Origin of the sequence: Marivirga tractuosa (assembly GCF_042140215.1) — a bacterium.
Taxonomy (GTDB): Bacteria; Bacteroidota; Bacteroidia; order Cytophagales; family Cyclobacteriaceae; genus Marivirga; species Marivirga tractuosa_A.
The window spans coordinates 1,490,530-1,512,519 of sequence record NZ_CP159478.1 but is presented as its reverse complement, the minus strand read 5'-3'; the positions used below and the strand labels follow the sequence as shown (position 1 = coordinate 1,512,519).

General features: G+C 35.6%; 13 protein-coding genes. 5 read left to right on the top strand and 8 right to left on the bottom strand.

Features of this window, described 5'->3' with window-relative positions:
- Positions 1-46: 46 nt before the first annotated feature.
- From ABWH96_RS06940 to ABWH96_RS06920, 5 genes are all read left to right on the top strand, one after another.
- A complete protein-coding gene (locus ABWH96_RS06940) occupies positions 47-331 on the top strand; it encodes a hypothetical protein (protein ID WP_375580746.1) in 285 nt (94 codons plus the stop codon).
- 209 nt (positions 332-540) lie between these two features.
- Entirely contained in the window at positions 541-1,938 is a 1,398-nt protein-coding gene (locus tag ABWH96_RS06935) for a hypothetical protein (RefSeq protein WP_375580745.1), read from the top strand.
- A 185-nt stretch (positions 1,939-2,123) separates the two neighbouring features.
- The gene (locus ABWH96_RS06930; protein WP_375580744.1) at positions 2,124-3,095 is read left to right on the top strand and encodes an alpha/beta fold hydrolase; all 972 of its coding nucleotides are present in this window, start codon (positions 2,124-2,126) and stop codon (positions 3,093-3,095) included.
- 21 nt (positions 3,096-3,116) lie between these two features.
- Positions 3,117-3,731 carry a carboxypeptidase-like regulatory domain-containing protein gene (locus ABWH96_RS06925; RefSeq protein WP_375580743.1) on the top strand — a complete coding sequence of 205 codons (615 nt, stop codon included), beginning with the start codon at positions 3,117-3,119 and terminating at the stop codon, positions 3,729-3,731.
- A 77-nt stretch (positions 3,732-3,808) separates the two neighbouring features.
- The gene (locus ABWH96_RS06920) at positions 3,809-5,566 is read left to right on the top strand and encodes a TonB-dependent receptor plug domain-containing protein (protein ID WP_375580742.1); all 1,758 of its coding nucleotides are present in this window, start codon (positions 3,809-3,811) and stop codon (positions 5,564-5,566) included.
- A 159-nt stretch (positions 5,567-5,725) separates the two neighbouring features.
- On the opposite strand, the gene ABWH96_RS06915 is transcribed toward ABWH96_RS06920, so the two are convergent.
- The 8 genes from ABWH96_RS06915 to ABWH96_RS06880 form a co-directional block, all read right to left on the bottom strand.
- Positions 5,726-10,753, bottom strand: a complete 5,028-nt coding sequence (locus tag ABWH96_RS06915) for a T9SS type A sorting domain-containing protein (RefSeq protein WP_375580741.1) — start codon at positions 10,751-10,753, stop codon at positions 5,726-5,728.
- A gap of 202 nt (positions 10,754-10,955) precedes the next feature.
- A complete protein-coding gene (locus tag ABWH96_RS06910) occupies positions 10,956-13,982 on the bottom strand; it encodes a T9SS type A sorting domain-containing protein (RefSeq protein WP_375580740.1) in 3,027 nt (1,008 codons plus the stop codon).
- A 340-nt stretch (positions 13,983-14,322) separates the two neighbouring features.
- Positions 14,323-14,760, bottom strand: coding sequence for a hypothetical protein (locus ABWH96_RS06905; RefSeq protein WP_375580739.1), 438 nt, complete (start codon positions 14,758-14,760; stop codon positions 14,323-14,325).
- A 65-nt stretch (positions 14,761-14,825) separates the two neighbouring features.
- Positions 14,826-16,292 carry a T9SS type A sorting domain-containing protein gene (locus ABWH96_RS06900; RefSeq protein ID WP_375580738.1) on the bottom strand — a complete coding sequence of 489 codons (1,467 nt, stop codon included), beginning with the start codon at positions 16,290-16,292 and terminating at the stop codon, positions 14,826-14,828.
- A gap of 113 nt (positions 16,293-16,405) precedes the next feature.
- The gene (locus ABWH96_RS06895; RefSeq protein WP_375580737.1) at positions 16,406-18,382 is read right to left on the bottom strand and encodes a hypothetical protein; all 1,977 of its coding nucleotides are present in this window, start codon (positions 18,380-18,382) and stop codon (positions 16,406-16,408) included.
- Positions 18,383-18,549: 167 nt separating this feature from the next.
- Positions 18,550-19,341 carry a hypothetical protein gene (locus ABWH96_RS06890; RefSeq protein ID WP_375580736.1) on the bottom strand — a complete coding sequence of 264 codons (792 nt, stop codon included), beginning with the start codon at positions 19,339-19,341 and terminating at the stop codon, positions 18,550-18,552.
- Between the two features lie 101 nt (positions 19,342-19,442).
- Complete coding sequence (locus ABWH96_RS06885; protein WP_375580735.1) at positions 19,443-20,828, bottom strand: carboxypeptidase-like regulatory domain-containing protein; 1,386 nt, start codon at positions 20,826-20,828, stop codon at positions 19,443-19,445.
- A gap of 52 nt (positions 20,829-20,880) precedes the next feature.
- Positions 20,881-21,585 carry a hypothetical protein gene (locus ABWH96_RS06880; RefSeq protein ID WP_375580734.1) on the bottom strand — a complete coding sequence of 235 codons (705 nt, stop codon included), beginning with the start codon at positions 21,583-21,585 and terminating at the stop codon, positions 20,881-20,883.
- Between the last annotated feature and the right edge of the window lie 405 nt (positions 21,586-21,990).

Here is a 21,990-nt window from a genome sequence, read left to right as displayed (position 1 = left end):
GGAGGATGAAGATGGTTATTTGTATGTGGTAGATAGAATTAAAAACATGTTTATTTCAGGTGGAGAAAATGTTTATCCAGCTGAAGTAGAAAAATGTATCTTAAAACATCCTGAAATTAAGGAAGTCTGCGTAATTGGCGTTCCGCATGAAAAATGGGGAGAAGTTGGGAAAGCATTTGTGGTCTTTAAAAATGGAAGGAAAGAAGTGTCTGATATAACGGCTTATTGCATCAAGCATTTAGCTAAATATAAAGTGCCTAAGCATTTTGAGGTATTGGAAGAGCTTCCAAAGAATGACACTGGGAAGATTAATAGGAAGTTGCTCTGCTAACCCACTCCCCCGTTTGGGTGTTTTCACCCAAACTACTACCATGAAGGCTAACCTTATCGCTCGGAAACTGAAGGTGAAAACACTTTCAGGGAGGATAGTATCAGACTAATGTATTGAAGAATAAAAAATCAGTAATTTTGATTTAACCTTTAAAATAACTTAATTTTCATAGCTGAAGAGTAAAGATTTAACAATAGTCCACTAGCCTTTTGAAAAAACAAAAACTTAAAAAATTTAATGAATTTATAATGGGGCTTTTGCCTCATGAAACTACCTATCTATTAAACAAACAGCAATTTGCTGATCCGGAAAATTTAGTAATCCTCAAGCAAACGCATGAGAAAGTTGCAGGTGTAACTCCCCAACCAGATTTTTCCACACACATTGACAAAAGGAAGTATTCTCGCATGATTCAGTGGATCAGCGAAAATTTGAATAATGCGGATGTGGACAAAGAATTTGACCTACTGATTGAGCTAGAAAAGAAATTGATGAATGATGCCATTAGCACTGAAGATGAACAGATACTTTTGAGCATCATAAAAAATACGGATACCTCGCATTACTACTTCATGAAGCGATTTGAGTTGGCAATGCATCTTTTGAATTACTTATTAGTAAGGATGCGCCATAAAGAATATAATGAAGCCGTTAACTTTGTAAATCGCTACAAAAACAATTACGACCAATGCCGATTGGTATATGGAAGAATTCAGGAAGCCACCTTCGATATCACTAATCAATATACTTTCAATGATAAAGATTCTAAGCAATGGGAAAGCTGGTTGTTAACCATTTTCCGTGACCCCATGATGGATGGAATGAACCGCTATTATGCTTTAGTACGTCTTATCTTTCTTTACTACAATTACAATCAACAAGAAAAGATGGAAAATCTTTTTGAGGAAGTGGAACCCTTATTGGAATCAGGAAATTTCTACAGTAAAAGGATCTTAATCAACTATTATGGAAACCGCCTACTCTTTCATAGTAAAGCCAATCAATTAGATTTGGCTGAAAAATATGGCTATTTATCCATTCGAGTTGAAAACAGTGACTTTTTGCATTATGTCAATAACCTCAATACAGTATTACTAAAAAAAGGAAAAACACAAGAAGCACTTAGCTTAATGAAAACAGCTTTTCCTCAAGCAAAGAATAGCCCAAATTTTCACCATAGAGTTAGTTTTGTGGCATCATATGTTCGTTGCCTTACTGATTCTGAGGAATTGAATAAGGCTATCACACACGCTGAAATTTTTCTTTCTGCTTATAAAAAGGAATTATTGGAGCACCGATGGCATTTTTTCTTTACTGTTTATTTCAGGGCTTTATTTCTTAAAGGGCACTACAGAAAAATTTTGCAATACATCAATAAATTTAAATTATTGGAAAGAGAAGAAAAGTATTTGCAAAAAATCAGTTCAGTTGCCACTTTAGAATGGTACTACTTTGCAGCATCTTACAAAAGTGAAAAAATTGAACTCCATGCATTAAGAGAATTCTCAAAAAGCTTCCTAAAAATATATGACAAGATCAGCAACAGGAGCAAAGCAGTTAATGAATTGCTGACAGACACACAAAAAGTCATACCTGAGTTATTCTAAAATCTAATAGTCGCACCCTGCAATAATTAAAATAACCATCCTATTTATTACTAATAAGACTTTTTAAAATTCTACACCTTAAAAAGTCAACCCTCATTTAATAATATTCTTCATTTGGTTTGATATAAGCTTTCATAGATTAGCAAAAGTAATTTATAGCAAAGTTAATTTTACAATAATGAGAAATGGGAATACATTATTTTTACAGCAAACAGAATACTACAACTGGTATTATTCTTCTAATAATGATAGTTATGGGTTTGACTACTAATAAAGCACATAGTCAAGAAAAATTTGAAGGGCTTGAATATCCTTATGAGATGAACAAGGTGAAGCTCTCGGATAATAAGGAAATAGCCTATGCTGATATTGGTGAAGGTGAGCCTATCCTATTCATTCACGGATTAGCAAGTTATGCACCAGCATGGAAGTATAACATCAGTGAGTTATCGAAATCCTATAGGTGCATAGCAGTAGATTTAATCGGATATGGCAAATCTTCAAAAGGGGAATACAAGGCTGACATGAGTTTTCATGCTCAATATCTTTTTGAGTTAATGGAAGCATTAAACATTTCCTCTTTTCACCTTGCTGGGCATTCCATGGGAGGGCAAATAGCTTTGAAGATGGCATTGGATAGACCTGAAAAAGTAAAATCATTAATGCTGATGGCACCTGCTGGCATTGAAACCTTTACAGCTCAGGAAAGAGCAATATTCAAAAACTCCACCACTCCGGAAAGTATAGCGAATATATCTGATGAACAATACCGCATTAATCTTTCATTGAATTTTTATGAAATGGATGAAAGAGCAGAATTCATGTATGATGACAGGATGAAAATTAAATCCGACAACCAATTCATGGACTATAGCTATGTAGTGGCGGAAGGCGTAATGGGCATGTTAAATGAACCTGTTTTCGATCAATTAGGAGAAATTGAACAACCTACATTGATCTGCTATGGCCAAGAAGACCGCTTAATCCCTAACACCTATTTACATAAGGATTTGACTACCCAATCATTGGGCGAAACAGCGACTAAAAAGATTCCAAACAGTGAATTGAAAATGATACCCAAGGCAGGTCATTTTGTACATTTTGATCAGCCTGAGCAAGTAAACGAAATCATGAAAAACTTTTTAAAAAACAATTAAACCACTTAATATACGACTACTATGAAAACGATAATTACAATTGGTATTAGTATTTGCCTTTTCTGGGCAAATATTAGTTATGCGCAACAAACCATTACAGGTAAAGTAATGGATGGAGAAAGCAATGATCCACTCCCAGGAGTAAACGTTATGATTGAAGGGACTCAAGAAGGAGTTTCTACCAGAACCGATGGGACATTTGAATTAAAAACTTCTCGTTCAAACCCAACTTTAGTGTTCAGTTTTATAGGATTTGAGACCATCAAAAAAACAGTTAGTGGCTCTACTGATTTAGGAACAATTACATTGACACCATCATTGGTTTATTTATCAGACCAAGTGGTAGTATCCGGAACAAGAAGAGCTGAAAAAATCACAGAAACACCTGCTACTATTCAGGTAATTGACTCAAGAGAGATAAACGAATTACCTTCCTTTAATGCTGGCGAGCTTTTATCCAGAGTAAAAGGAGTTGAATTCGTACGATCAGGAGTAATTGGAACTGGTGTGAATATCAGGGGTTTTAATAGCAACTTTAATGCTAAAAACCTTCAAGTAAATGACGGGAGATTTGCTACTTTAATTGCTACTGGCTTGCCTTTAGGCCCCTTTCAACATTCACTAAAGAAGATATAGACAGAGTTGAGGTAATTTTAGGGCCAAATGCTGCTCTTTATGGACCAAATGCTCATAATGGACTGGTCAACACTATTATGAAGGATCCAAGAACATCGGAAGGAACAACATTTGCATTGGGCGCAGGAAATCAAAATATGTTTACAGGAAGGTTGAGACATGCTCAAAAAATAAATGATAAGTTATCTTTCAGAGTATCAGGAGAATATACAAGAGGTACAGAATTTGAATTTGCTGATTCGGTTTATGTAAATAGAGTCGATAGTGAAGGAAACACTTATAGATCAGCTGAAGAGGAATTAGAATTGGATAATGACTTCGAATTTCTGAAAGGAAATGCTTCACTAGTCTACGAAGTAAGCGATAATGCTGAATTAGTGGCTACATGGGGCGGAAGCAACAGTACTTATTTAGCGCCCACTAATGTAGGAAGAAATCAGATCAAAGATTGGCGAATTAACCATTACACTTTAAAATTTATATCTGATAAATGGTTTGCCCAAGCATATTACACTACCAGTAAAACAGATTCTACATATTCTATAGATGACAGAACAAAGCGATACTACAGTGGTATTGATGCAGGATTAAGTGATGGTGAAGCAAGAGGAGATTTCTCTTATGAAACTGGAGCTTTATTCGTAGATGATTCCAGAAGAATAAACGCTGAAATACAGAATAACAATAGCATTGGTGATTTAGATGTAGTGGTAGGATCACAATTTCAGAGAGATATGGCCAATAGTCACGGAACTTACCTTTTGGATGAAGATGAAAATGATTTTATAACCATAAACCAAATAGGTTTTTATACTCAACTAGATTACAAATTGGGAAATGGATTTAAATTAACGGGTGCTGCAAGAGGGGATTATCACCAAATATATGAATTCAATTTTGTGCCTAAAGGAGGTATTGTAAAATCATTCAAAAATGGTGCAGCAAGATTAACTTATAGTAAAGGAATTGCAGCGCCTACCATTTTAAATATGTATGGAAATTTATTCAGTGGTTTAATTTTAGGAAATGCTGAAGGCTTTACTTTAGCAGATGGAAGTATGGTAGAGCCACAAAGAGTAGAGCAGATTCAAACAATTGAATTAGGTTATAAAGGAAAAGTCACAAAAAAGCTCTATTTGGATGCCAATGCTTTTTATAATATGTCTAAAGATTTCTTAAGCCCTGTAACAGTTGTTGGTGTAACTACAGAAAGAGGAGACACTCCTATAGAAGAAGTACAATCAGGTTATGGTGCTTATGGTGGTTTAGTTGCCACTTATATAAATTTTGGAGAAGTGGACACTTATGGTTTTGATTTAGGGTTGAATTATGCTTTAAATAATAGTTTAAGCTTGAATTTCAATTACTCTTTCTTTGATTATTATGTGGATGAGGATAATATGGAGAATGATTTCAATAATGATGGAGTAGTAAACAAACTAGATGTATTAGTAAACTCACCTAATAACAGAGCAGGATTTGGCTTAAATTATTCAGGTAGTAAATTCTTCGGAACTGTTTTTACTAGATGGGTTGAGGAATATGATTACTTCTCAAGTTTCCAAATTGCTGCTAAAACACAAGACTTAACTTATAGAGGCACTCCTATTGTAGAGGATGCAAGAAGTACGGATACCTGGAATTATGGACCATTGGGAGGTTTTGTGAACGTTGATGTGAGTTTAGGTTATAGAATCAATGATAAATTTACCGTATCAGGTCAGGTTACTAATTTATTTGATGCAGAATTTAGAGAGTTCACCGCCTCCCCTTTTATTGGAAGGTTATTTAATTTCGAATTCAAAGTGAATTTACCCCCTATCGGCAAAAAATAATTTAACGTTTTACAACCAACCTTCACTAAAAAAGGCTGCTAAATGGCAGTCTTTTTTTATTCCTAAAATCTTCCTAATTACATCAATTTATCATCTTTAGAATAAGATTTATCTGTTGAACATAACTTATTTCTTAATTAAAGATTGTAGATAATCATATCACTTTTTAACAATCCGGTGATATTCACCCTTGTCACCCTTAAGAAAATACACTCCTGATTCCAGATTATCCAAATTCAACTTGAAAGCACCAGAAGATATTTCTTCTTTCCTAATTAGTTTACCAAAAGCGTCAAATAAGGTGATTGAGCATATATTACTACTACTAACTGTAACAATATCTTCTACTGGATTTGGATACACTTTGAGGTAAAATCCCTCCTCAACTTTAGAATCTATTGCAGTAATTCCACCAACACTGTATGTTTTCTGATTAGTACATCCTTCACTATCCGTAATAAAAACTTCATAAATACTTGGGGCTAAATTTTCGATTACTGAATCCTCTTCACCTGTATTCCATAAAAAAGTATATGGAGGATTACCCTCCTTCACATCAAGAGAAATTGATCCGTTTCCTTCTGCTCCTGTGCTAGAGATTATATCTGCTTTGACTTGAATTGGATTTGGCTGATGAATCCTGGTACCAATGGTTACGCTGCAGTTCGATTCGTCAGATATAGTAACCTCATAAAACCCAGACTGCAAATTTTCTGCAATTGCACTATCACCACCATGTGACCATGAGTACGAATAAGGAGGTTTTCCGCCTTCAACTACAACTTTTAATGAGCCGTTACTTTCACCATAACAGCTTACCATTTTAGTTTCAGCAAAAGTAGCATCAAATAGTTCACACAACTTAACAACCTCAAAAGACAGAATGGTGTCCGCTGGTTTATATTCACTATTGCCCTCTTGCATAATTTGAATTTCAACCAAGCCCAACTCCCCTTTGAGACTTACAGTATTTTCATTAATGATAGCTGGCCCGTTTAATACTGAAAAATTAAGCGGTAATTCACTAGTACTTATCGCCTCAATAGTGAATGGTTCTGAATCAGTTGACTTATTCTCTATAGGATCAAAACTAATTTCCTGAATTAATCTATTATCAACAACATTAAAAGAAATTGAATCCTTTACTTCATTATAATTAGAATTCCCCGCCTGTTCTACAAAAAGTTTAATCAAACCAAGCTCACCATTTAAGACAATGGTAGCCCCAACAATATTAGCAGGACCTTCAAGCCTATACTTTAGTGGTAAAGCTGAATTAACATTGGCTACTATTTGAACCGAATCAATAATTATTTCTTGATCGGAAATGGGTTCTATCGTCAAAACTTGATCTGCTTTTTCAATTTGCAGTTCCCGTACTACCACATCTGCCGGATTGAAATTTTCATCTCCATTTTGAAAGGCAGTTATTAAGACGGATCCTGTCCCTCTAATCGTAACTTCATTAGCATTTATGAAAGCTAGCGTTGTGTCTGAACTTTCATAATTTACAGACAAATCTGAAGAAGCATTTGCATTTAAAATGAAGGTTGAATCTCCATAAGTTTTACTTGAAAGAGAGTCAAATTGAATTTCTTGATCTGCCTTGTTAATTATGAGTTCTTGCTGCACAGGGGTGGCACTATAATAATTATCGTCCCCATCTTGCGTTGCCATTATCATGACAGAACCTGCCCCATTAATATTGATCTCGTCTCCAATTATTGAAGCTATAGCAGGATCTGAACTCTGATAAGACACTTCCAATCCTGAACTTGCCGTGGCATCTAATTTGAAAGCTGCATCACCAAAAGTTTTATTGGGAAGTGGATCAAATGAGATGTCTTGATCAATTTTCCCAGATCCTAAAACCTTAATCTGGATAATCTTACTTTTAAGGGTAAGCCCTGGAACTACCTGATTTTCTACTAGTAATTGATAGGAACCCGAGTCCTCTGGTAAAATATCACTCAAGATCAAATAATCATTAGTCGCTCCTTCAATATCTTCACCATTCTTCTGCCACTGATAAGAATTATTAGTCCCTCCTACTTGGAAATCTATCGTTCTATCTTCACCTATGTTTGCTTCTATTTGTTGAGCAGTACCAAATTTTTGCTGATATTCATTTTTGTCAAGCTTGTCCACAACTGATTCCATATCATCAAATTCTAGCCTGTTGCCTGAAATATTAAAAGTATTCAAGTTAGATAATGCTGAAGCATCCAATAGTTCTGTAAAATCATTATCAATAATATCAATTGTCCGTAATTGATTCAGGCTTTCTAAGGAAGATAAGCTACCGGTAAAATGGTTACCTGTAATAGCAAAAACAGTAAGATCTGCTAGTTTCGAGAATGATTGAGGTAAATCTCCAACCAAATAATTTGAATAGCCTTGTAACTGCAAAACTTCAAGAGCAGTTAAATCTCCAAAGCTTTCAGGAAGCTGTCCTTTTAAAAGATTATTATATAAATTAATACCAGTCACTCGATTACCCGTTAAGCTTATTCCATACCATGTGCTTACTGGTCCTTCCAGCCAATGCTGCGAGGTTTCTGATTGGCTAAACCACTGCTGACCTTGTGTTGCTCTGAATAAGTCTACAAGTGCTAAGGAATCTGCTTCCAAAACTGATACTGATGGAAATTCCTCCATGTACCAATGAACCTGGCGTTCATCTTCATTCATCCACAAAAAATAATAGTCCTTACCCTGCTTGGCTTCAAATCTAAGAGAAGCAAATTCATCCCCGTTTTCTGCTGTATTACTACTAGCTATCAGGTTTCCACCACAAGCATCATATACTTCAATTCTTGTGTTATCGCAACATTCAGATTCAAGCAATAGGTAACTATCTGCATGAGCTGAATACGAATACCATGTTGGATTGAAATTAGAAATATTATACCATTCTACCTGCATCGGATTACTACAATCATCACCTTGTTCTAATCCTGACTCGTATAAGATGATGGGCTCTCGTTCAAGAACTAAACGAAATAAGTAGGTGTTTTTTACTTTTACAGTATATCTTCCCAATTGATCGGAAGTAATATTTTCGAGATGCAAAGTCTCATCAGTAGCGCCTTGAAGTTCTTCACCATCTAAATACCATTGATAGTTGTTTCTTGTTCCACCTGTATTCGCTGAAAGGACAATATCTTCACCTAATGAGATACCAATACTTTTCATGTCACCAAATAGCTGCATTTCGTTGTAATCAGTGAAACGGTTCCTATTTAATTCCAGATCATCAAACTCAAACCTATTCCCTTTTATATTGAAATAGGAATAGGATAATTCAGTCAGGTCAGCCTCTATATCGGAAAGGTTATTATTTGCTAAATTGACATTATATAATCTCCATAGCTTTTCCATTTCCTGTGGAATAGCTCCTTCTAAATTATTATTGTGTAGTTCTAAATGTTTAAGTTGAAGAAGACCTTCTATTTCAGGAGGAATTGAACCTGAAATGCTATTATTGTGAACTTTCAGCGTTTTTAATTCAGAAAGATTTCCAAGTGAGGCATTCAAACTACCTGTTAAATGGTTAAAGGGTAAATCTATAGCATTAACCCGCCCGTTCACTACTTTAACCCCTAACCATGCCGCGACAGGCATTTGCAGCCAATTATCCTTAAAATCCCAGGACTCTCCAAAAGTGGCATTATAAAAATCTACTAATGCCAAAGAATCCTGCTCACTGACATATTCCAGTTTTTCAGTATTATATTGAAAGTCTAAATCTCCAATCTCTCCAAAATTTTCTAAAAGTAGATAATAAGATTCGCCAGCTGGAATGATAAAACTGACTAATGCCGCTTTTGAATCACGATGACCATCGTTTTCTGCAACAATATTTCCCTCACAAGCATCGAATACAGTAAATTTGCTGTCGAGGTATTCACTGCTATGTGCATCGGCCGTAGCCACAAGATCATAATTATAATCATTGTTGATTAGGTACCAGAATTTTTCTTCATCCATTTCATGGCGTCCTGGCGATAAACTATCCGCTAAACTGCAAATATCCCCAAATTTATAACCATCAACCGTTATTTGATTCTCGCGTGAAATGAGTTTTACATCCATTAGAGGGCTGGTGACTTCCAATCTGTAAGTACCTATATCATCTAGGGAAGCATCCAAAATCTGGTATGAATTCGAGTTGGCACCTTCAATTGCTTCATTATTTTTAAACCACTGATAAACGTTTTCTGAACCTCCAGGCTCATATGTTAAGGTGTAATTCGAGCCAGCCTCAATATCAGAAGATCGGTCGCCAGTAATCCCTTGCAAATTGTTATAATTATGCAGGTTATTATAGATGTATCGATAGGGCTCCAGATCTGCAAAATCAAAATAGTTATTATGTAAAATTAACCTTTCGAAATTAAAGTGACTCAAATCGGGAAGACTATGAAATTTGTTAGAGGATAACCTGAGATTGGTCAGCTTTGTCAAATTTGATAGTTCATTTGGAACCGCACCACTAAAATTACAGTCTTGCAAGGCTAATTCCTCCAGCATGGAAAAGTCACCTAATTCCGAAGGTAAAACACCACTAAGCTTTTCATTTCGTGCAAGATTTAATATTTTCAATTCTGACAAATCACCTAATGAGGACTGAACTGAACCATTTAAATTATTTCGCTCTAAGTATATTTCAGTAACTCTGTTGTTTTCTACTGTTATGCCTTGCCAACTTTGTACATTACCTTCTAGCCAATAAGCATTTCTAAACCAACTATCGCCCGTAGTGCTATTATATAAATCTACGAGTGCAAGTGAGTCAGATTCTAAAACGTATTGTACTGGTTCCGATATTAATTCCCAATCAAATGCTTCATTACTGTCATAAGCTTCCCATTTCAGTTTTACTGATTCTCCCTTACTAAGCGGAAAGCTCACATCATCTTGTGAAATATTAAAAGTATTGATTTTTGTTTCAACGCTATTGAAATTACAATCGGAATATACCCTCAAAGTGGTGGGAATCTCTGATTTACCATAAGAGGAAATTGTTACATATGAATCTTCACTCGCTTCATATGTAAACCAATATGGGGCATATGGGGTTTGGATATCACCCTCAACAGCAATTTCTGCATTTAAACAATCAGTCGATTGAGCATTTGCTTTATAAGAAAATATAAATGCAAGTAGAATAAAAAGTCTTCGCATAAAGAAAAAAAACTAATCCCAAAATTAGCTCAACACCATGTGATAAAGAAATTAATAATATTTTTATACCTAGTCAATTCTATAGTTCATCGAAAACAGGAATAAAATCTCTTATCAACCAAAATGGAAAAAGCCTCCATATTTCTAAAGAGGCTTTTGAAAACGTTGTTTTTCTTAGAAAGAGAGAGAGTAACTTAATCAATCACTCTTTAATAAATCGATAATATCTTTTATCATTTGGTAATCGAATAAAATATAATCCAGTTGGGAAATTATTTACATCAAATTCACTTTTCTTACCAATTATTTTCATTTCAAGAATTAATTTCCCTTTTGCATCGTAAATCAACAATTCATTAGAATTCTCTGGATGTATTACTGAAACCTTACTTCTAACTGGATTTGGAAAAATAATCAATTCATTTTCAATATTCTTATCTGTTGCAGTTACTCCAGTGACTTCGAAACTTTCTTCTAAGCTACAGCCATTTTCATCTGTCACTATCACAGTGTAAATCCCAACTTCAAGATTTTCTATAATTGATGTATCAGCTTCATTGTTCCATTCATAAGAATATGGTCCAGTTCCGCCTGAAACGGTCAATTCAATAATACCATTCCCATCTACACTATTACTATTGCTCACTTCAGCTGAAATTTCTAAAGGATTAGGATTTTTAATCGTAGCAACCATAGAATCTAAACAACCATTCGAATCAGTAACTTTAATAGTGTATTCTCCTGATGAGAGACCTTCCCAAATATTATTTTCTACAGATGAGCCATCATTTAAATTATAAGTATAGGGCGATTTACCACCTACAACATTCACTTCAATTTGGCCATCTTTTTCACCTGAACAGCTAATATCATCAATAATGATTTCTGAAATAGAAAAATCTGAACAAAGGTCTTCCTCTACTTGAAAACTCACAGAAGCACTTTCACTATTATAAAACTCATCCCCTTCTTGAATTACTTTTATTGTAACAGTTCCTGTACTTCCGTTTAAACTAATTGTAGTTCCTGCTATTGAGGCTGGGCCTGATATTTCATAAGACAAAGGCAAACCACTAGAAGTCTCAGCTTCCACTTCAAAATCAGCATCGGTTGTTAGTTTATTATCAATTGGGGTTATGTTAATAGTCTGATCAAGTTTATTGACCCTTAAAACTTTTTGAACCACTGGGGCTGCTAAATATTCATCATTACCCTCCTGGATTGCGGTTATAGTAGTCTCTCCAGCCCCTAAAATAGTGACTGTATTACCCGATATAGTGGCTACATCTTGATCAGAAGAAGTATAGGAAACTTCCAAACCACTAGAAGCAGTTGCTGTTAAATCAAAAGGTTCATCATTCACCAACTTTTCAGGTATATCATCAAAACTTATAGATTGAGTGCTTTTATTTCTCGTAATTTCCCAATCAAATCCTGCCGTACTATGTGTGTCTTGCCAAAGGATATAGATTTTTTGTCCTGAATTTAATACCACTGTAACCTCAGATTGAAGATCTGAAAAATTATCACTTTCAGCCAATAAAGTATTACAATCACTGTAAACGCTTAAATCAGTATCAAGGGTAGTAGTTCCTATTGAGCTAATAGTATATTCCTTATCTTCGGTTGCTTCAAATTCAAATAAAGCTGGTGCAGAGTCAGCAGTATTACTTCCTACCGTTGCAATTGTCGTACTACTACAATCAATAGGTTCAATAGTCTCTACACAAAAGCTTACGGAATCTTTTGAACCGAATTCACCTCCGGTTTTAATAATTCTGCCTTCACTATCTGTCAAACTAAATGAGCCATCACCAGTCTGACCACAGCAAATTCCATCATTTGCAGAATCAAAAATTTCGAATTTGTAATCCCCATCCCCAAAATCAAAAGTTTCTGTATAGGTGGTGTTATTATCATAAGTGATAGAATCCGTTTGAACAACAGTACCATTTAAAGATAATTCCCATGAAGTTTCAGCGCCATAACCGTCTGTAGTAATCGAAAATGAAAGTGGAGCTGTAAAGCAGCCTAAAGTATTAACACTTAAAACATCAGAATATTCACCAGATCCATTCTCAAGACAATTTGCTTTTACTCGTATTTCATAATTATTTCCTGACTCTAATTCAGTTAGTTCGATTGAATTGCTTGAGCTAGTGATAATAATTCCGTTTGTCCAAATCGTGTAGCTGTCAGCCTCAGGAACTGCATCCCATCTTAAACCTAGAGAAGTAGTGCTTCTTCTGGTTACTTCTAAATATAATGGTGTAGCCAAGTCGCATCCATCCACCTGCTGACCTAAATTTTCCCTTACTCCACCTGGTTCAAATAATGCATAAGATCTCGTTTTTTGCCCTTCTGAAAACATAAACATGCAAGCATCATTTGTATAATCCATATAGTTCATGAACATATCGGTTGAGTATGTTGTATTTTCTGCACATGATGGTGCAGAAGGATTAGGACAACCATAATTCGGTTCAAATGCTATTGGTGTATCACTTACCTCATCATCAGCTGAGCAATCACCATCACCCCAGATATGAATTAAATTTAAATAGTGACCGATTTCATGAGTGGTAGTTCTTCCTTTATCAAAAGGAGTACTTAAATAAAAATTATTATCAGCATCATAATCCGAACTACCAAAATAATTCGGTCCTACTACCACACCATCCGTATCTAAGGATCCACCGGGAAATTGAGCATAACCCAAAATATCTCCCGAAATTTTACAAACCCAGATATTTAAATGTGTTTCTGGGGTAATAGGATCAACACCTCCAGTAGCATTACTTTTCATTTCATCATTGGTATCCCATTCAGCTACAGGCGAAGATTTTCTTGTAATTCCCTCCAAAGTAAAAATTAACTGATAATCTGATACTAATCCTTCAAATTCAGCTGGAACATCAGATACGTCAACATTAAGTGCTCTGAAATCCTCATTTAGCACTTCAATTTGTGATTCAATTTGGGCATCACTTAAATTCTGTTCTGGTTTGGTTTCATCGTAAATTATATGAACGTAAACTGGAATTTCTCTTACCGTAGTGGTTAAAGCGGATCTGGCAAATTTTCTTTGCTCTTGAAATTCACTGGTTTTTCTTTGAATCTCCTCATAACGAGATTTGTAGATAGGATCATTTTCCAACTTTTGTGCATGCACAATTTGAGCAGCACATTTTCTCTCTTGAGGTGCTTGTGCTATTAAAGATCCACTCAAAAAAATTAAAAAAAGTAAGGAGTAAAAACTCTTCATATTAGCAATTTACAAATTCAAATTCTTTATAAAGTTAAGTAAAACATAGACATCTTTATAATACTAGGAATTGTTTTCGATGAAAACTGGAAGAATGCCTGTAATAATTCGGTACATTCTCAAGTATCAGATTTAATAAAATGAAAACACTAAGAAATATTACAGTCTTTTTGATTAGTTTTAATGACAAATTAAGTATCTATAGTGGGATTATTGCAATTGAATATCTGATTATGTCTCATAAAAAAAGCATCCACTAGTTAGCGGATGCTTTTCAATTACTTTTTATAAATTATAATAATATCTATTCCATCACAAATTCATAGGTTCCGTATTCACCCCTACCTGTCTCTTCTTCATAAACGATGACAATAGTCAACACTCCATTATTGACATTGGCTGTAAATAGTCTTCCATCTTGTCTTAGGAATTCGCTCTCTGCTTCTGCAGTTTCAAAATCGTAACTACCACTTTCTGGCCATACAGGGCTTCCGTTCTGAGTTGTGTAATTCTTTTCTGAAATAGTCAGGCTGAAATCAGCAAAATCAGAAATGACCGTTTGATCCTTCCTCACTTCATTGGCTGTCCATGTACCTTGTAAGGCTTCTATTATGGCTGCTTGTGTGTCTTCATCTGGTTTTGGATCATCTTTACCCTTACAGGAAGTCATGATCCCTGCTATTATCAGTATTATGCCGGTATATTTAAAAATATCTTTCATCTCTTTAATTTTTTGTTCCATGTTTTTAGAATAAAAACAAACAAAAGAAGGGATAGCCGCCCTTCTCTTATCTGTTCTTAAGGTTATTATTCTTTTACAAATCTATAGAGTTGCGAAGCTCCTTCTTGTCTGATAAAGTATAAGCCTGAAGGCAGTTGGCTTACTTCCAATTCTGTGGTTTCACCTTCTGTGGCTATTTCATTTATCAGCTTGCCCCTTGCATCATACAGTTTCAATGACTTAGCTTTTTCACTATGCTGCAACTGCACAACATTCTTAGCAGGATTAGGGAAAATCAACAGACTTCCAGCTAACGCTTCCTCATTCGCGGTTACTCCTCCTATGGTGAAGCTTTCTTCTATAGTACAACCACTCTCGTCTGTAACAGTCACAGTATATTCCCCAACCTCTAATGCTTCAAGAGATGAAGTGGTAGCCTCGTTGCTCCAGCTGTAAGTATACTCACCAGTTCCACCTGTTACTGTCAAACTGATACTACCATTTCCATTAATGCTATTGCTATTCTCAACCTCAGCAGTTATTTCCAAAGCATCAGGGCTGGTGATAGATGCGGTAACAGTTGTGCTACATCCGTTAGCATCGGTTACCTCTACTGTATATTCCCCAGCTTCCAATTCCGTAAACTCATTATTCTCAACAGCATCTGCTCCTGCTAGACTATAAGAAAATGGAGCAGTTCCTTCAGTTGTTTCAACTGTTAGGGTTCCATCTGTGGAGCCTGCACAACTTACTGCACTTGTAGTGGCAGTAGCTGAAAAATCTAAGCATAGGTCTTCAGTCACTTCGAAACTGATTGTCTCTGAAGCAGGATTGTAATTATCATTACCTGCTTGGCTTGCAGTCACTTCCACCGTTCCAACAGTTCCATCCAAAGTAACAGTAGTTCCATCAATAGTTGCAGGACCGATTACTTCATAAGTTAAGGCTAACTCACTTGTAGTGGAAGCTTCTACTTCAAATGGTGCATCGGTAGTGAATTTATTGGAGATTTCGGTGATGCTTATGGTTTGGTCGCTCCTTGGATTTGAAACTTCAAAACTTACACTCTCAGATACTGGATTATAATTCACATTTCCAGCTTGTGATACATTAACTGTTACAGTCCCTGCTTCCTCACTTAAAGTAAGAGTATTTCCAGAAATTGTAGCTGGTCCTTCCACAGCATAAGATAGCTGTAAACCACTGCTTACAGATGCTTCAACATCAAAAGGTTCGTCCGTAACCTCTTTATCGCCTATGGCTGAAACCGTAATGGTTTGATCTGCTTTGTTAATTACTAATTCACGGCTCACAGGTTCTGCAGGATTATAAGTTGCATCTCCTTCCTGACTGGCCGTTATTGTTGTTGTACCAGCAGTATTGACTACAATTAAATTACCATCAATTGTGGCTACACTAGGATTGCTACTTTCATAAGTCAAGGATAAGCCTGAAGAAGATGTTCCATTCAGATTAATCCCTAAGACTCCATACGTTCTAGCTTCTAATTCTGCAAAAGTAATGGTTTGATTAGTTTTAGCAGGGTCTGTCACTAAAAACTCAGTAGAAACTGATGCTGCTGCATTATAATTAGCATCCCCTTCTTGGGAAGCTGTGATTGATACAGAACCAGTTTCTCCAGTTAGACTTAAGGTATTACCTGAAACTATTGCACGAACCCTGAAACGGAATAACTGAGTGTAAGCCCACTAGTAGCAGTTGCTGGAATTGTAAAATCAGCATCAGTCACCAACTTATCAGAAATAGCATCAAGACTTATCGTTTGATTTGCCTTTTTTATGGTCAGCGTTCGTTCAACTGGATCAGCAGCATTATAGGCAACATTACCAGTCTGTGAAGCGGTGATAATAGTACTTCCTGGCTCCAATATGGAAACTGTGGAACCACTTACAGTCGCTACGACTGTATTTGAACTTGTATAGCTCACAGCTAAGCCAGAACTAGTCTCAGCCGTTAATTCAAAATCAGCATCCCCAAAAGTCCTTGAATCCAAACTGTTAAACGTAATAGTTTGGTCTTCTTTCTCATCCGGAATTGCATCAGAAGAAATATTCCAACTAAATCCTTCCGCATTATAGGTATCATCCCACAAAATATAAATAGTTTGTTCTTCAGATAATTCAAGTTCTACTTCAGATTGAAGGCCAGAAAAGTCATCATTTTCACCAATCAATGTTCCTTGACAATCTGAATAAACCCTTAGGTAGGTATCTTCAGTTGCTAATCCTACAGATGAAATGGTATAAGTACCAGCAATCGGTGTCGTGTAAGAAAACCAATAAGGAGACACAGGAGTGAAATTACTACCCGTAGTTGCTACTTCCGGATCATCACAACTGTCCCCCACACCTTCAGATTCTACACCTAAATTCCAATCAAAATCACCTGAACCATTTGTGTCTATTCTTATGTATATGTCTTCATCAGAGGCCAATCCAAGTACCTTTAAAGCACCATCTGAACTACCTAATGTAGAAAACGACTCGCAATTTCCAGAATATACTGTAATATCTCTATCATTGCCAGCTTCAATGATAATCTTCTGATTCAAGTCAGTAGGCATCCGATAAGTATACCAAAAATAATCAACATTTGTAGAAGGTATGGAATTGGTACCAAGTACAGCTATTTCTGCCGTTTCACAGCTTTCACCTGGTATTGGATCAGCTTCGGTCAATGTAAAATCAAAATCTCCATTATTTGTCCACTGAAAATAGAGATCATCCCCAGCATTCAAACCGGTTAAAGTCCGCGGAAAACTTGCTCCCGAAATAAAAAACTTACCAGCACAATTAGAACCTTTGTAAACATTGACCGGCCTATATCCAGTAAAATCCATATTCAAATTTCCAGATTTTACCATAGTATATTTATACCAGTATATAGAATTAGTTGTAACCGGAAAAGAATTCACACCATCTACCGCTTGATCTGCCAACTCGCAATTATCTCCCGTTTCAAAATCTGATACAGTCAGTTCAAATTCAAATACTTCAGTATTGTATGGATTTATTTTTATAAAAACTGTTCCTCCTGTAGACAGCCTTGTAAAACTAAGATTGGTATCTCCTGATGTATAATTACTTGGATATTCACAATCAGAACCTGAAAACATTGCCACTTCTCCGTAACTAGAAGAATTAAGCGTAAGTTTTTTATCTTCAGGAAGTTCAAATCTAAACCAACGTGGTACATATGCATCCGCATCAAAACTATTTACTCCCTCATTAGCAGAAGTAGCTAAGTTGCAATTATCACCAGATATTAAGTCCGAGGAAACTAAACGAAATTCAAAAGTTTCCGTGTTGAATCTACTTAAACGAATATATAGGGTCGCTCCGTCTTCAAGGTTACTAATTGTCACATTTTGATAGTCATAGACAATATTTGTTCTATTGTCGCAATCGGGTCCCGAAGAAATGTCAAAATTCACGAAATCAGTAGAACTTATAGTTACCTTCTTTCCAGCAGACAACTCATAGGTGAACCAATAGGAATCATACCCTATGGTATTAAAGCTATTTAAACCTTCGCTGGCAGTAACAGCATCACCACAATCGGATTGACTATAGCTCAAAAAGCTACTTAAAATAAGTAATATGAATAAGTAAAGTTGTTTCATCTAGCTAAATATTTAGTTGCATTTAAATGGGCAAATTAATGAACTCTATGGAGAAACAAAAAATACTCAAGCAATTCTTTACATCGAACAAAAATGCCCTAAGCTTAAGACATAAAAAAACCGATTCGGAATCCGAATCGGTTTAAAATTTTTGAACTAGGCAATTATTAGAAATTACCTACTTTGTCACCAGTTCCGTAATTAATATCTAAACGGAAGGTTTGACCTTGATCTAAATTTCTATTAGTAAAAGTGTTTCCAGAAGACATGGAGAATCCTTGTTGTCCGTTACCAAGATTTTGTTGATTTAAATCTTGCAAGTAACCTGTACCATTTTCTGCCATTTGGAAAGCACCATTCCATCTGTAGGTTCCATCACCATTATATTCTCCTCCTGTCAAAGCAATTATTGCACCAGTACCTGGAGCTCCGTCCGCAGCAGGAAGTATTTCAGCAGTAATTGGAGTTGTGTATCCCGTATTGCTAAAATTATCAGCAGTACCTTCATTGTTAGTATCATTTATACCAGTTACTTCACCATTATTGTTGATGTTTACATTCGCAGTTGGTGCGACACCACCTTGTGGATTAGTAATTACTGGATTTGGCTCAATTGCAGAGAAAAAATTTGTTCTATTATCTTCTAGTGCATCTTGATAAACTATTTCCCCAGCTTCATTTACTTCTAATCTATTAGTAATTCCATCTGTGAAATCAAAATTACCATCCAAATCTAAGATGTCTAAAGTTCCACTTTGTAAATTTTGAGGCGTTAAATCCGCAGGATTATACTCAAAGAATATACCAGGAATCGAACTATATGGAGTGATATTGCTATTGTTTAATTCAAAAGTCCATTTAGTCTCAAATTTAGAAATTTCAACTACTGCTTGAGAAGCACCACCGCCACCTGTGAAGGTAAAAGAAGGTTCAGTAAAATTCTCTCCATTAAATGCCATTGCTCTAACTCTTGATTTCGCTCCAGTTACGTCAACAACAGCTTGAGTTGTTCCACCTTGTGATACTAATCTTAAGTTAGTTGCATAATCACTTAATGCGTCTAAGTCTGATTGATCAAAATATTGATCTTCATCCTCAATAGCTTCAGCAAAGCAACATCCACACTATCCTGAGTGATCACACCAGACCCATTCGCATTTACATATAATGTGAAAGTATCCCAAATCTGTCCTTCATTAGTACCAGTTTCATTATCTGCGCTGTCATATACTTCATCATACACTAAATCGAACCATGAACCAGCTCCAAGACCAACACCTGCTTCTGCAACAGTTAAATCATTAATTGCTAAATCTAAATGAGCTTCAGCATACTTAACATCAGCAGTAGCATCAGTAATAGTAACTACTGGAGACTCAGTATAACCTGAACCTAAAGCAGTAAATTTGTATAAGAAATTACCTTGATTTGTTAAAGTTGTATTTGAACCAACTGAAGCACTAAGGTCTCTAGGTACTCTTTCCCAAGAATCAATAGCGAATCCTGTTCCTCCACCATTTGGCTCATCAAAAGTAATAATCGCGCCACTTACACCTCTAATGTTATCTGAACCACTATTAGGGCCAAATGAAGCTTCTACATCTCTGTACTCAGGTCTGTCCAATGCAACACCATTTTCTTGACTGATAGCTATTGTTTGTGTAGTTGAAATATCTGGCACACTTATTCTAAATGTGATATTCGCTGGAACTGTTAATGTATAGTCTCCAGTAGTATTATCTACTGCAGCTTCACCAATATTAAACTCATTACCTGAGTTTGTAAAGAAATAATTTAAACTAAAAGAAGCTTGCTCTTGCAAACTATTAGTAAAATTAGCTCTCACAATTATATCTTGTGGTACTTCAGGAGTTGTATTGGTTACATCAGTTTCGATAGTAACATTACCACTAACTTCAGCAGTAACTGCATTAGAAGAAATAACTGTAATCACAGCTGATTCAGTAACAGGTGTTGGGACAATTACCCCGTCAACAATTTGATAATGAACACCTTGTTGAATCGAACCAAAATCTGCTTGTAATGTAGCAGGAGTTACACCAGTTCCAGAAATGTTGATAGTGTTACCACCAATGGCAACTCTATCGAAGAAAACAGTACCATTCGCAGCAGAAGTAGCAGTTTGCTCATCAGCTTCACCACCAGCAGCAGCTCTTAAGCTAACAGAAGCTCCTTCAACTGGAGTTCCATCTAAATCTACAATAGTTAATTGTAAACTTACTAGTTCGCCAGCTTCATTCAAAGCTGCAACATTTTGTGCTCTGAGAGAATCCTCTCTTGAATCTGCTCTATCTTGCTGTTGTTGTTGTTGATCATACTGCGCTTGCAATAGATCCTCTTCCGTAAAATCGTCTGCACAGGAAGAAATGATGAATGTCATCACTAATGCCCCCATGAACATTTTAAGTAAATTGTTGATTTTCATAATTATTGATTTAAGTTTAAAATTTGAATTATTATTTAATTAAGGTTAAAAATTATAAATTAAAGATTGTCATACCAAAGTTTAACATAATGCTGTTAGTGTATACATCTCCCACATTCCCAACTCTACCAAATCCAACATTATTCATCTGATTCAAACCTTGGCGATAAATGATCTCTACAAATCCTTTTCTATCGTCTTCCAAAGCAAAATCAAAACCAAAGCCTCCTGCCACATCAAAATGATGATTCACAAAATCACCTCTTACGTTCTCTTTGTCACCAGAATAAACGGCATAAGTTCCGTTTGAAGTATTAGTGAGTCTATAGTCTCTTTTTTCAACTGTGGCAATATTGAAACCATAAGCAAAACCAACGGTTAATCTTGGTTTGATGGCAGCTTCTTCAGAACCAGGATAGTATACATTCACATAAATCGGAACCTCAACATTGTGAAACACCAATTGTCTGTTAATGTATTCTGTAGTGAAATCAACTCCTTGAGGAGAGTCAGTAAAGCTTGGTCTAGCTCCCCCTAATTGGTTGTAGCTTACCCCTGCTCTGGCATTTAAAAACAGAATATCATAGGAAGCAAAAACGCCTCCGTTAAATCCTGTATAAACTCCAGGCGAGTTTAACTGATTGATGTTAGTGCCGACACTAGCACCTAAACCGATTTGCGCTTGAAGCCCGTATCCGACTAGCAAAAAGCTAAGGACTAAGGAAAGCTTAATCGTGCATTTTAGTAAGTATTTCATATTAAGCGGGTTATGTGTTAAAAATTTAATTTTAGTAGTTTTAAATGTAATTTTTCGAGTAATTATTTACAATAATACATAATTTTATTACAAAAAAAGCAAAGTATTTAATTTTTTACTCAATTTTTTTCGGTGAATTTGCACTTTTCTTCTATAGAATAGATTATTTTTATTTTAAAGCACTTTTGCTTACTTATTATATCTCAATTGCAATTTTTGTAATATTTAGGACAATTAAAATACCTATTTATAGGTATATATCAAAAACACTTGCGATTTATTGCCAATAATAAAGAATTAGTTAACAAATACCAATAAAATAACCGAATAAATAAGGGAAATAGTTGTGGCTAATCAACTAATTTAGGTTCTTTTGAAAAGAATGGCCATAACACTGAATTGATT

What these genes read in the sequence shown, in the direction of transcription:
- ABWH96_RS06885 (WP_375580735.1), bottom strand. Translation starts at nt 20,828, where the DNA reads ATGAAAATCAACAATTTACTTAAAATGTTCATGGGGGCATTAGTGATG.
- ABWH96_RS06925 (WP_375580743.1), top strand. Translation starts at nt 3,117, where the DNA reads ATGAAAACGATAATTACAATTGGTATTAGTATTTGCCTTTTCTGGGCA.
- ABWH96_RS06895 (WP_375580737.1), bottom strand. Translation starts at nt 18,382, where the DNA reads ATGAAACAACTTTACTTATTCATATTACTTATTTTAAGTAGCTTTTTG.
- ABWH96_RS06930 (WP_375580744.1), top strand. Translation starts at nt 2,124, where the DNA reads ATGGGAATACATTATTTTTACAGCAAACAGAATACTACAACTGGTATT.
- ABWH96_RS06905 (WP_375580739.1), bottom strand. Translation starts at nt 14,760, where the DNA reads ATGGAACAAAAAATTAAAGAGATGAAAGATATTTTTAAATATACCGGC.
- ABWH96_RS06920 (WP_375580742.1), top strand. Translation starts at nt 3,809, where the DNA reads ATGAAGGATCCAAGAACATCGGAAGGAACAACATTTGCATTGGGCGCA.
- ABWH96_RS06880 (WP_375580734.1), bottom strand. Translation starts at nt 21,585, where the DNA reads ATGAAATACTTACTAAAATGCACGATTAAGCTTTCCTTAGTCCTTAGC.
- ABWH96_RS06940 (WP_375580746.1), top strand. Translation starts at nt 47, where the DNA reads ATGTTTATTTCAGGTGGAGAAAATGTTTATCCAGCTGAAGTAGAAAAA.
- ABWH96_RS06915 (WP_375580741.1), bottom strand. Translation starts at nt 10,753, where the DNA reads ATGCGAAGACTTTTTATTCTACTTGCATTTATATTTTCTTATAAAGCA.
- ABWH96_RS06890 (WP_375580736.1), bottom strand. Translation starts at nt 19,341, where the DNA reads ATGGCATTTAATGGAGAGAATTTTACTGAACCTTCTTTTACCTTCACA.